At 45.7% G+C, this 12,469-nt stretch carries 13 protein-coding genes and 2 pseudogenes; 13 read left to right on the forward strand and 2 right to left on the reverse strand.

Annotated features, from left to right (window positions below; translation table 11 throughout):
* The first annotated feature begins 15 nt into the window (after positions 1 to 15).
* From V6259_RS17610 to V6259_RS17620, 3 genes and pseudogenes are all read left to right on the forward strand, one after another.
* Positions 16 to 399: a hypothetical protein gene (locus V6259_RS17610; protein ID WP_341585644.1), complete on the forward strand. Its 384-nt coding sequence runs from the start codon at positions 16 to 18 to the stop codon at positions 397 to 399.
* A 331-nt stretch (positions 400 to 730) separates the two neighbouring features.
* Positions 731 to 1,237, forward strand: coding sequence for a GNAT family N-acetyltransferase (locus tag V6259_RS17615; protein ID WP_341585645.1), 507 nt, complete (start codon positions 731 to 733; stop codon positions 1,235 to 1,237).
* Between the two features lie 630 nt (positions 1,238 to 1,867).
* Positions 1,868 to 2,096, forward strand: a pseudogene (locus V6259_RS17620) (Tn3 family transposase); the annotation flags it as partial.
* Between the two features lie 670 nt (positions 2,097 to 2,766).
* Here V6259_RS17620 and V6259_RS17625 read toward each other — a convergent pair.
* Positions 2,767 to 2,943: a hypothetical protein gene (locus V6259_RS17625; protein WP_341585646.1), complete on the reverse strand. Its 177-nt coding sequence runs from the start codon at positions 2,941 to 2,943 to the stop codon at positions 2,767 to 2,769.
* 10 nt (positions 2,944 to 2,953) lie between these two features.
* Positions 2,954 to 3,355: a type II toxin-antitoxin system VapC family toxin gene (locus V6259_RS17630; RefSeq protein WP_341585647.1), complete on the reverse strand. Its 402-nt coding sequence runs from the start codon at positions 3,353 to 3,355 to the stop codon at positions 2,954 to 2,956.
* 76 nt (positions 3,356 to 3,431) lie between these two features.
* On the opposite strand from V6259_RS17630, the pseudogene V6259_RS17635 reads away from it, so the two are divergent.
* From V6259_RS17635 to V6259_RS20070, 10 genes and pseudogenes are all read left to right on the forward strand, one after another.
* Positions 3,432 to 3,716: pseudogene (locus tag V6259_RS17635) on the forward strand (Tn3 family transposase); the annotation flags it as partial.
* A 366-nt stretch (positions 3,717 to 4,082) separates the two neighbouring features.
* Positions 4,083 to 7,814, forward strand: a complete 3,732-nt coding sequence (locus tag V6259_RS17640; RefSeq protein WP_341585648.1) for an ATP-binding protein — start codon at positions 4,083 to 4,085, stop codon at positions 7,812 to 7,814.
* Position 7,815: 1 nt separating this feature from the next.
* Positions 7,816 to 8,511, forward strand: a complete 696-nt coding sequence (locus V6259_RS17645; protein ID WP_341585649.1) for a hypothetical protein — start codon at positions 7,816 to 7,818, stop codon at positions 8,509 to 8,511.
* Complete coding sequence (locus tag V6259_RS17650; RefSeq protein ID WP_341585650.1) at positions 8,508 to 9,887, forward strand: hypothetical protein; 1,380 nt, start codon at positions 8,508 to 8,510, stop codon at positions 9,885 to 9,887. The genes V6259_RS17645 and V6259_RS17650 overlap by 4 nt, the downstream gene beginning before the upstream one ends.
* A 1-nt stretch (position 9,888) precedes the next feature.
* On the forward strand, positions 9,889 to 10,758 hold the full coding sequence (locus tag V6259_RS17655; protein ID WP_341585651.1) for a DUF7281 domain-containing protein: 870 nt from the start codon (positions 9,889 to 9,891) through the stop codon (positions 10,756 to 10,758).
* 146 nt (positions 10,759 to 10,904) lie between these two features.
* On the forward strand, positions 10,905 to 11,093 hold the full coding sequence (locus tag V6259_RS17660) for a hypothetical protein (RefSeq protein WP_341585652.1): 189 nt from the start codon (positions 10,905 to 10,907) through the stop codon (positions 11,091 to 11,093).
* A gap of 75 nt (positions 11,094 to 11,168) precedes the next feature.
* Positions 11,169 to 11,525 (forward strand): hypothetical protein, encoded by a 357-nt coding sequence (locus tag V6259_RS17665; RefSeq protein WP_341585653.1) that lies wholly within the window; start codon positions 11,169 to 11,171, stop codon positions 11,523 to 11,525.
* 159 nt (positions 11,526 to 11,684) lie between these two features.
* A complete protein-coding gene (locus V6259_RS17670; protein WP_341585654.1) occupies positions 11,685 to 11,963 on the forward strand; it encodes a transposase in 279 nt (92 codons plus the stop codon).
* 92 nt (positions 11,964 to 12,055) lie between these two features.
* Positions 12,056 to 12,337: a transposase gene (locus V6259_RS17675; protein WP_341585655.1), complete on the forward strand. Its 282-nt coding sequence runs from the start codon at positions 12,056 to 12,058 to the stop codon at positions 12,335 to 12,337.
* A partial coding sequence (locus V6259_RS20070) for a DDE-type integrase/transposase/recombinase (RefSeq protein WP_445928518.1) occupies positions 12,327 to 12,469 on the forward strand: 143 nt, incomplete at its 3' end. The genes V6259_RS17675 and V6259_RS20070, both read left to right, overlap by 11 nt.

Consider the following 12,469-nt stretch of genomic DNA (forward strand, 5'->3'; position numbering starts at 1 on the left):
AAGAATCCGAACTCTATGGCCCTCCGAGCTTCTCTGCATACGAACAGCACTTTCTATTCTCCTTCAACGACATTGAACTTAATCGAATTAGCAGAAACCATCAAGCGGGCATCTCCAGTCGCTTGGCAAAACATCAACTTTAAAGGGAAATATCTGTTTGCAGAGGAAGGCGAAGCACCGGATATCGAGTATTTAATGGCGTCAATCGAGGATTATGTTGATTTCAAAAAAGTAATGCTTGCCCACAAACCAATAAGCTCGGCAATTACAGAGATGTTGTCCCTTTTGGACGGAAAATCCCTGGAACCCCTCACTGGTTCATTCGCAGATCGCTTGAAAAGCAGATCTCCCCGAATAAGAACATTAACTTTCCTCGCGCAACTGTCACATTTGCCGTAGCTCGTCAGATCTGGGTTTCGTGTTCCTTGGCACACTCACCCCAAGCCGCAGACTTTTATGTGCTTCCTGTCCGTCAGCTCGCGATTTTGCTAGCGGCTTCCTCCAGACCAATCCTCACGGATAAGCCCTTGCCATTCACTAGTAGTTCCCGTTAAATAGGTACCATAACGGTGATCCTCCTACAGGGGACTTACACCCATTCGTTAATGCCCATGTCGGGCGTACTAAGCCTGTGAACCCCAGGCCAGAATTTCTTGCTACGCAAGCTGGCCTTGGACTCATTTTCGCTGGCGCTCTAATTCGCCGGTTACAGAAACGTTTTGGAGGAAATATGATTCGGGAAGCAACAAAGGACGACTGCATAAAACTAGCGGTATTGTCTATAAAAGTCTGGTTGGACACGTATGCAAAAGACGGAATTAAAGATCAATACGCTCAATATGTTTTGTCTACTTTTACCCAATCTTATTTTTTCGAGTTACTGAATGCTTCCCAATTCCGTTTGCTAGTAAGTGAAGAAAATCAAGCTCTTCAAGGTTATGTACTGCTGAATTTAGAATCTTCTTATGAGACACCGCATAGTGGTTTTGAAGTCGAAAAGCTGTATGTGGATAATGCTTTTAAGGGGAGTGGTTTAGGTCGAAATCTCCTAAGTGAAGTGGAGAGCCGGTTTGGCAAGAAGTATTGGCTTTACACTTGGGTTGAGAACGAATCCAACGGTTTTTATGAGCATCTCGGTTTCAAGAAGGTTGGTCTTTTTAGCTTTGAATTTGCAGGGGTTAAAATAGACAATAATGTGTACCAGTCAGTACACACAGAACAAATTGTTCAAGAGTGATTCGACACGCGTGGCATTTTTACTATGCGTCGGTTTTTTGGTTAAGCTGATATGCGGAAACTTCGGTATTGCGTGCCTCACACTTTAACAAGGCGTCAAATGCCTGTTATCGGAGGTAGTAACGCCGCGCCGATATACCCGCCTAAAGTCAGCATAAACCACGCAGCAGCCCAAGTAATCAAAGTTGCTAGGGTCTGCTGTCTCGGCAACAGCTGTTAAGCCCTTCCTAGTAAACTAATGCCCTTCGGGTGTTGACCCGACGCTTAATCCAAACCAGCGTAAACCCCAAGACCGAAACATATAGGGTAGGGCAGAGCCCTGCTTTTTAGTACGACGCCCCTCAACGTAAAGGCTTAAAACTCACTGCGTGATACCTTCACGTTTTTGCCCCGCGCACCGTCCCCCAGTATAGGAGCGCCAGAACAGTCGAGCGCAGAATAAACACCATTCCGCCCCTTCACCTTTATCTCGCGTTCTATCTGGGGTTCTGGGGACATCCCCGCCTAATGACTTATTGCTACAGCCCAAGCCTCATAAGCCCTTCAGGGAGACCTTAATTCTCAATTTCAGTGTAAAGTCGTAGTTATAGTAACATTTAGGGCTTTGCGAGATGCCCATGTCTAATTCAAGTTGAAAGTCTTGACTGAGTGCAATCGTATGCTCAAGGCCATGTATTTATTGGACTATATTTATGATGCCAGCCTTCGAGGCTATGTTCAGCGAGCCTTGAATCGCGGGGGAGGCTTATCATCGATTACGTCGCGCAATTGCGCATGTGAATGGCAATCGTTTTCGAGGGAAATCAGACGACGAAATCGTCTTGTGTAATGAATGTGCCAGGCTGTTAACTGCTTGTATATCGTTAAATTGAAGTCCAGTAAGCCATGATAGAGCGCTGACAACTGAGGGGAGAATGAAATTATCATGGCTTTAGATTGGTTCAGACTCAGAGAAAACAAAGACACACGGCGCTCTGATCTGTTGTTTTTGTGATTGATCAAGGTGAATGTATTGCCATTTAAACGGTAAATGCTCTCTCTACAAATGCTTAAAGACTCTGCATCCGTTTTGCGTCCTAAGTACCGGCAAACGGCTGTTGGTGTCGTGACACCAAACGTTGTATTCACTTTCTTAATGCCAGCATAGGTATTGTTTTCAATGCCTATTTTATTTGCTTGCACAGAAACCGCATGACCCACTTTTGCTTGAAGCCGTTCTTGTAATAAGTTGATTTCAGGCGGGCTGGCTTTCGTTGTGATATTGATAAGTTGATAGAGGGCGGCCAGCGTTTCAAAATAATATGTATTTAGTCCCGCTCCGAGACGGATAATTTCAAGATACCCAAACCGAAAAGATTCACCGTCCGCGTCCTTGTGTCCCTTGGTATCACCTTCTGATCGCTTGGTATGTGCCTTGAAAAAGGGAGAATTCAAAAGAAAACGAGGAACCTTTGCTGCTTCTGGCGGCAAAATATCGGCAAAAACTAAAGATAATTGAAGGTCATTAGTGGCTTTGTTTGCTACCAAAATTTAACTCCTTTCGCTTGGGCCTAGCTTTGCGATAGCAAGCTGACTGGCAATCGCTTCCATCTGTGCTTTACCCATTCTAGTAGGCATATGGATATCTGAGTTTCGGTTTAAACGTCTTAATTCACTCAAATTTTGTTGCCACTTACCTGGATCAATCGTAGTTTTTTGGTCAGTCATGTTTGTCACCTTACGCAATGGTTTTGACATGCGGATAGTCGATGATCTTCACGTCAGCAGTCACTAAATCGGCATTTAACATCCTGGCTAATGCCACAATCAATCGATCGGTAGGGTCTTTGTGGAACTCATCGGGCAATCTTGTTGACTCGATGGCTTGGTGGTTGTCAATTGCTATAAATTCGAGTTGCGGGATGCGCTCGGCTGTTGCCAGCCAATCATCAACGCTCATTGTTAATTGCAGTCTCTTTTTCTCGGCCAGCATGGCGAGCTCCCACGCGCTGATTGAGGAAACTAAGATTTTCCCATTATCACTGTTAAGCTCTGCGTCTATAGCGTCCTTAGCAGTTGAAGATAACTGACCGTCACCATTGAGCCACCAAATGAGAATGTGAGTATCGATCACGATCATGAAAGCGCGTCCTAGTCATCTTCACTGACGGGCTCGGTAGGGGCTTCGAACTCCCTAACACTCCCAACTACGACGCGCTTTGAGTAACGTGAATGGCGATCGCTTCTGCGGCAATAGCGATGAAGAAATCCATCTTTGGAACGAGTGCGCACGCTTGGTGTCCAATGCCGTGATCTACTACAACTCGTGGCTATTAAGTGGCCTATTGGAGCACTTTGAACAAAAAGGGAAGGAAGACCTGCTAGAAATGGTTAAGAAAGCCTCGCCAGTGGCCTGGTTCAATCTGAACTTTAAAGGAACCTACTTGTTTGGGGACAAAAAGTCGCTACCCACACTTGATGATCTGATGAAAAACATCTAAGAATACGATAAGTCAGAAAGCAATGCAGCTCTATAGCCCAGTAATGGTGGGTGATACAGCAGGAAATGTCGGATATTAGGGGAAAATCCCTAGTACCCCAAGGTGGTATAGCCAGTTAAAGCTATTCGCTCTTGACCGAAAAACGCGAGACATTCATCGAATACGTATTTTGCCTCAGCATGGATTGTGGCCACATCTTCCAGGTTAAAAGCGTAAATATTTTCACCCCCAGTTAAGGTGCCAACTCGGAACATCTCGGTAATATTATTTTACACAATGACGTTTATCTCCTATGATTTCTTAGCTTTACGTCCACACCCCTATGCCTTGCACTTATTAGCCTAACCCAATCTTAGAAGGATTCGCATGACAGCCTTAAGCTCAACACAGTCGTTAATCGAAGACGAGAAACCTCGGTACGGTCTAAAACGCCTCCATCTGCACAATGCTCATGTCCGCAATAAGTCATTTGTCCTGAATGTTGATGGCCACACAAACATTCAAGGTGAAAACGGCTCTGGGAAAACGTCCCTTTTAACCCTGATTCCCGTGTTTTATGGCGCCATTCCTTCTCAAGTTGTGGAGAAAGACGCCAATAAGAGCGACTTTGTCAGTTACTTCCTTCATTCAGCCAGCTCATTCATCGCGTACGAATACAGTCGCTTTGGCACGGATGTCACGGTGTTAATGTACCGGTCTAGCGAACTCTTAGGCAAAGCAAAGACGCACTATCAATTCTTTGCTGGTGGCTTTGATCAAACTATTTATGCCGAGGAGGTCGAGGCACTACGATTAAAGGGCGAGTCGGTACGAGACATCATTAAGGCCATCAAAGATCTGGGCGTGGCTGCCTCGAATCAAATTGTCGATCTCTGGCGGTATAAGGCCATCCTTGAAAATGACGTGAACGAGATACGAAAACGCAACAACGACCCTGCATTAATCAGTGCCGCCAAGCAATATTGCATGGGGGACAGCAAAACAAAGACACATCACTTAGGAAAAATGGCCGCATCGATACTAAAGCGCGCGAACCCATTTGAACGACTTCATGAAATGGTGGCTGATACCGCCTTTGCTGATATCGAGGTGGCCAACATAAAAGGCCCAGGCACAGGCAACATTGAAAGCGCCAAACTGCGCATTGAAGGCATTCGCGACATTACCGCCATGCAGCCGCGACTAGAAAAAGCAAACGCCTTAATCACACAGCTTCAGCATGCCAAAGAGTCCATCCATAGTCGCGGTCAGTCAATAAATTGGATATTAAATAGCACCCTGAAGGCATTGGCCTCGCATGAGTCATTACTCATTAATTTGAAAACTGAAAAAAGCGCTCTCGACGCCAAGTACGACGAAGAAAAGCGAGAAGCCAAAAACAATCTAGCTCAAAATATCGATCGACTCAAAGCCATCGATATCCAGATCAATAATTACATCGACAAGCGCGACCAATTTACTGACATAGCGAGCAAGCGCGCAGAGTACAATTCGTTGTCAGAAATGCGCCGTAGTGCCGCACAGTTGGAAGAAGAGTACCAAAACCTCACGGAAACAGTCCGAGGCTACCAGGGAGAAATGGAGTCTAAGATATTTAATCTTGAGAAGAGCAACGCGCAAGCTAACGACCGAATTAAGCGAATCATAGAGGCTAAGCGTGAAGAGCAGCACTCGATTGGTCGTGACGCCAACCAGCGCAACCAAGACGCCTACGAGAACTACCAAGCTAATCTGGACGAATTGGACGGGGGGCATATAGATCAACAAATCGCAGCGATCAATGAACAGTTGATTGCTCAAAAACAACTTGCGACCGCAATCGGCATATCCGAAGAGGATCAATTAGAGTCGGATAGACGCCAGTTCACGGTGGATGAGGCTCATGCACGCATCTCCAGTCTTTATGACGCGCTCAAGGCGCCTCACGAGAGCAAAAAAGAAATCAGTGCTCGGATAGAAAAGACTATTGGCCTCATAGAAGAAAAGACACGAGAAAAAGAACGGCTGAAACACCAGCTTGCCCGCATAGAAAGCCTTGAAAAGCCTAACTCCCTTTTGTCCATGCTCAATAAAATCTCTGGTGATCAGTGGCAAGACACCCTCGGAAAAGTGCTGCCCGAGTCATTCTATCAGCGGACCGACCTAAAACCGGTATTCGATGCGAATACCGGCGCCAATGAGACCGTATTTGGTTGGTCCTTTGATTTGGAAGTGCTGGGTACGAACGATACTGTTCTGCAGGCGGCGACGCTACATGAACAGCGTGACCAAATTGAAGAGGCACTAGAAAGTCTTAAGGCGACCTTTGAATCACTCAATGCTGAGCTCAATCAAGATAGAAAGGCACTGCGAAACGAAGAGGGCGTGCTGCAAGTTATCCAGCAAAAAACAGACACGGCACGAGATGACTTAAAGCTCGCGCAGGATTCGCTTACGATGTTTGTCATCGAGGCCAAAGCCAGAGTATCCAAACGCAAGGAAGAGGCCGAAAAGCTTGCTAAAGCGCTTCAATCAGAGCTGGTGGCTCAAAGGGAAGCGAAAAAACAAAAGAAAGCAGAGTTCAGCAAGCAGTACACCGAACTGAAAAACCAGTATGCCGCAGATGCCGCAGACAAAAAACAAGCGGTAGAAGAGGAAATAGAAACCTACAAAAATGAGCTGAGCTCTTTAGCTGCCTCCTTAATGTCCAGTATTTCAGCCATCAAACTTCAATTTGATGAAGAGTGCATTAAGAATGGGGTGCCGGCCAACATTCTTGGGGAAAAACGCCAGAATATCGAGGCGCTAAAGGCCAAGATCAATCGCATAGTAGGCTTTAAGTCAGCACTTGATGACTACGATGACTTTGTGAAAACGCGAACCCCTCTTTATGAGCGTCAATTGGTTGAAGAGGCAGGGCTTAAAAATGCGATCTCAGCACTTAACACTGAAATGGAAGCCAGAAGACTGAACTATGCCCGAATGAGCGAAGACCTTAGCAACAAGCTAAACGACTGCAAAAGTGCGATTAGAAATCAGAAATCCGTCATTGAAGATCTAGCGGGAATTATCCAGAAAATGACGCATTTATTTGGTTCGGTCATTCACGGAGAAATGGAAACCGACGAGTCCTACGACGCACTGGCCACCAAGCTGCAGCGCGATATCGAAAGAGCCAAAAGCCTGTCGGATGAAACTAGTTCCATTTGTGGGAAGTTATGCAGCGAGCTCGATCGATTTACCGATGGGGAGTGGAGCGACGATTGGACACGATTTAAAGCCGAATGTGTGAATGTGGATGCGTATACGGACGATTTCTACCATCTCATTATTCCCAAAATGCACCACCAGGTATCGAATACGATAGACATACGTCGTCAGAACGTCCGCGAATCCTTTGAATTGACCTTTGAAGGTGTGAGGCTTGTTTACGACGGCCTTAACCGGATCAACAAAGAAGTTGGTCAAGTGGCTCGAAAAATCGCCGCCAAGGTGAACACCAATCAAAGGATAGCCAACCTATCCAATATTGAGATCCACATTCGGACCAAGACGGAACAATCTGAATGCTGGCCAACCCTAACGTCCTTCATGGAGTCATGGGCTCTCTGGTCTACGAAAAGTGAACACGACGTGTCTGCGATTCCACCAGCTAGCCTTATCAGTCAAATGCTGGAGGCGTACCGGAAACTCGAAAATGAGCCGTTCTATCGTAAAAACGAAGTGTCTATGATTGACCTCATATCGATTGAAATTGGGATTACGGAAAATGGTACCCCACGAACTATTAACAGCTCTCGGGAATTTAACAATATAAGCAGCAACGGTCTCTCAATGCTGGCTCTGATCGTCGTCTTTGTTGGGATAAGTCGTTATTTGTGCAGCAGTGAAGCTTTGAACCTGCATTGGTCTATTGATGAGGTTGGCGCCATAGATAACCACAATATGATCCGTCTATTGAAGATGCTTACTGACTCCAATATCAGCATTGTTTCAGCGCTTCCCAATGCCAACAAGCACATATTGAATGCGATGCAGAATTCTTATCAGGCCAAAAAAGGGATAGGGGTGCTGTCTGTGGTCAGTAGCACAATACAGAATGTAGGAACGGGTGGTTAATATGACGAACACAAAAGTACTCAAAGAGCAGGACGACATCAAAGCACTGAAAAGACTCTTGATTGATTTTGAGGTGATTTGCGCAGTGAAATACAGCGACCTTCACGCAAAGCTGAAGGACGAGACCATTTACAAGCATGTGGCAAACTTTGCCCAAGAAGCCAATTTCGAGCTCATTTACTCTTTAACCGGTGACGCTTACTACTTTGTCGATTCCGATCGATACATTATGGCTTCACAAGACCACGAAGCAAACTTTAGAAAGTCGATAGTCCGCTTATACAAAGGGGACTCCCTAAGCATTCGCCCAATGCTCCAGTTTCTTGTTTTCATGTCAGAGATGGGGGCGTCGAGCTCGGTGATACAAGCTCACTCAGTCATTGATTTGTCTCTTATCATGAGCCGTATAGATGCCGACAGTGAAACCGTTATCGAACGCTTAGACATTATCGAATCTTTCCCGCTGTTCAAGAAGAACAAAGCCAAGAACCCGTTCGATCGCATAACCAATAACTTGGGCATTTTGGTTTCAATGGGATTCTTCATTAGTAACAAACAAGGCACGAAGTATACGGCCACTGGGAAAATGGGTTTGTACTGGGAGCTGGTGGATGTCGAGCTGGAAAGACTGGATTACGGCGACACACTGGAAGAGGAACACACAGAGCATGAAGCGACTCAGGAGTCATTACTATGAGTGACAAGCTCTCAGGTCTTGATGGATTGCGAAGAGCGTTTAGAGCCATCACAGACAATCTCTCAGTGTTGGAAAGCGCGGTGAGTCGATCCGGTACCGGTACAATCACCGCCACCGACCTTGATGATGACATGCAAAAACAGCTTGCTCGACTGCAGGGGTTCGGCGTACTCGATCGCATTGATGACGAAGACGAATACATTATTGCGGAACCTCTTGTGTCATTGCTGATGATGCTTGATTCACGCTCTAACTATTCGGGTAGCGCCGAAGAAATAGACGTGGTCCTTAACGCCATTAAAAAGGAAATCCTGTATTTTGGGGATGCGGTTAAAGCCAAGTCCTACGACCAGGTGAATAAGTCCAGAGGCAACATTAAACGATTGGTTTCTAAATTCTCCGGTGCCTGCATTGCGGTTAAAAAACACTTTGAATACACACTACGTGGCGAGTTCGCGACGATAACCGACCCTAATCTTAGGCTGGACAGAGCCAAGGCCATGCAAGCCGACATCCGCAAAGTTAGGATATCGATCAACAGTGTTACCAATGGTTACTTCGACGAAATAATCGACACCATTCGTTATGAGCCAGAACTGATGGCTTTGCTAAACATCAAGTTAAAAGTGCGTGTCTCTAAGATGGTTCGTGAGTGGTTGGAGCTCAATGAGCGCTTTAGTAAGTTCATGATGCACATAGAGCGAGAAGTCGCGTTACATAACAAGCAAATGACGTTGATGCAGGCCTACTCGGAATTAAGTGCCTCTGAGATTCGATACAGCGAGGCACAGAGAGAGGCATTGAATGTGGAGGCCAGCAGGCGACCAAAAGGGAAGAGCGGCGCCCATGAAGCCGCTGAAGCATTTGGCCGACCACGGGTGGATTTGTCTTTGCGTTTGATCAATGCAAAAACCGAAGACGCCTACTTGCTCAATGTCATGACTGAAACAATGCAGAAAAGCTACGAATCGCATTTGAATGACCAGAAGAATAGGGAACTAGCCAGCCTTCGGCAGGCCGAGCTTGATGCCCTACCAAAAGAGATGATCGACAGTGTAGAAGAACACATCCACGGTGATGATCTAGAGGATGAAGACGAGATATTTGAGATGGTCTGGAATGAAGCCATGGGCTTTGTTATCGATGGTGCTGAAGTATCATTAAGCGAACTTGGGTTGGACTCTGGCTTATCTCTCAGCGAGGCACGCGACTTCCTTATGTATTGTGCTGACCAGATAGACCTCGACCAAACCTACGAAAAAGAGCAAGCCATGGCGATTAACTATGCTCACGAGGTTGTCGCATTGCCCGAGGAACGCGGGTTCAATGGAAACATCGTGATAACGGATATTAAGCTAAAACATAAGGAAGCGTGACATGGCGCTCTATTGGGACGCGAGAACAATCAATACTGTCGTTACTGCAGTGGACCAAAAGAAAGCCTCTGTGCTTTTGACAAAGACTTGGCTGGCCATACATGAAGACATGGACGTGGGCGTAATCAAAGGGACTCGGCTGAATCTGGCTCGCACTGATCGTGAAAGGCTTAGAAAACGGCTTGAGCTCTTTAATATGGAGTCAGGCCTAGGATCGGTCAAGACGCGTACGGCGCTGGCCGCAATAACAGGGAATGAGAAGCTTAACAGGACACCTGTGTTTAGCGATCGGATAAAGGTAGGCGTCTTGTCAGGTGGCAGCTTGCACTTAAAGCAAGGTCGCTGTGAACTCCCACAAGGCGTGTATGTCGAATGCGCCGCCAGTGACATCATGTTGGACACTCATGCGATCGTTTTTGTTGAAAATGGGGAGGTGCTGTATTCGTGGCAGCCCAGTCATAAATTGGTTCAAGACATAGGAGAGGGTGCGCTGGTGGTTTACCGTGGCCACACGAACGCCGCCGCGATGGTTATTAGCCTATTGGAATCGGCTAAAAAAGCAGGATTGGAGTGTTATGGCTTTGTTGACTATGACGTGCCTGGCTTGAAGATACTCAGTGATTTGAGGCATGTACTAACGAAGGCGGTTTTGCCAAATGAAGAGGGGCTTATTAGCCTATTTGCGCGGCGGCCATACCTCAACAAGTCGAGCGAAGTACCAACACAACTAAACCGGTACCCGAATCTGTTAAACTCTCTCCCCACGTCATTAAAGCCTTCATACACAACAATACTCAGCCATAAGTGGTCTGTTACGCAGGAATGCCTGATAGCAAATAACATTGAGCTTCAAATTTGTTCGCTTTCTTGAGGTTTTTCCGCCAACGTTTAGTCTGCCTGACTCATGTCGTTTGATCATAAGGCAAAGTTGCCTTTAACTTTTTTGAGCTTTTAGTTCGGAAGATCACTCGCTGAAACATCCTGCCTACTTAAGCTTATGATGTCCTTATCGGCCTTATGACACAAGTTCACGATAGCATCATACATCAAGAAAAAACCAACCTTAATCTTGGTCTGGCAGCGAGGTATCTGATTAACAACTTGTCTACTGAACAAACTTTAGTACTCAATAAGAAGATGACTCTAGACGCTTTGATTCCCGTGAGATTGAAGGCCGGCGTCAGTATTGCTGGTCAATTGGATTAATTAATATTAAGTTTGCGTGCAGTCTGTGACATTAAGCTCGGCACGTATTAAAATTCCTCGAAAGGGTAGTACATTATGACCTCAATAAAGTTTTTAAACATATTTGAAGTGGTAGCTGAGAGCGACGAAGAAGCTCTAAATCTAAAGACTCAAGCAGAATTGATTGGTGTGATTCGTGATATGGCTACTCAAAATGGTTGGTCACAAGTCGAGGTCTGCGCCTTAGAAAGCAGAATTATCATCAAGCGGGTAAATAATCAAGTAAATGACAATCGACTAAGTGAGGCTGAGCTACTTGAAAGGCTAAATCCTCATATGGCTCATGCTGATGAACTGTTTCTAAATGTTGATAACGAGCTCGCTGAAGCACTAATAAATCAACTCAATGAATTAGAGCTACCTTATATTGTTCGATCTCGTAAAGGCACTTAAGAGTTACATAGAAAGTGGAGTAAACCGTTCCAGGAAAAATCGGCCCCCGACTTTATGAAAGACCGAAAAAATATCGTTGAAGACGTTGGGCGGTTTGGACTTCCCAGACTTTACTAGACACCTATTAACGTTAAAATCTAGTTAAATAAGAGGTGTATTATGAAGTCCAAACGTTACCCTGAAGAATTTAAAAGAGAAGCGGTTAAACAAGTGACAGAGCGTGGTTATTCTGTTGCTGAAGTGGCTCAACGGCTCGATACGACCCCCCATAGTTTATACGCCTGGATCAAAAAGTATGGAGAGCCACAGCCTAAGCCTTCTGAAGACCTCGACTTAACCTCCGAGAACGCACGACTCAAGTCTGAACTGAGACGAATCACGGAGGAGCGTGACATTCTAAAAAAGGCCGCAAGGTACTTTGCCAACAACCCAGAGTAAAGTACGCCTTTGTTCGAGATCACCAAAAAGAACACTCTGTTCAATTGATGTGTCACGTCTTTAAAATTCATCGAAGCGGTTATTATGCTTGGTTGAAAAAGCCACTGTCTGATCGGTCTATTAAAGATCTGCGACTGTTAGAACGAATACGTGAATGCCACATCGCTAGCGGTGGAACCTATGGAAGCCCATGGATACATCGTGACCTTCGGGATGAGGGAGAATCCTGTAGCGTACATCGTGTTGCCAAGATCATACGTAATAACAAGATTAAGGCCCAGATTGGCTATAAACGTCGCCATATCCAAGGCGGTAAAGTAGGCAAGATTGCTGACAACATATTGAAGCGTCAGTTTAATCCTGATGCCCCCTAATAAAACGTGGGTAAGTGATATCACCTACGTTAGGACCCATGAAGGTTTTTTGTACGTCGCGACTGTTATCGACTTATTTTCCCGACGTGTTGTTGGATGGTCAATGGATAAAATGATGGATCGTCATCTGGT

This window comes from Marinomonas sp. TI.3.20 (assembly GCF_038155025.1).
Lineage (GTDB): Bacteria > Pseudomonadota > Gammaproteobacteria > Pseudomonadales > Marinomonadaceae > Marinomonas > Marinomonas flavescens.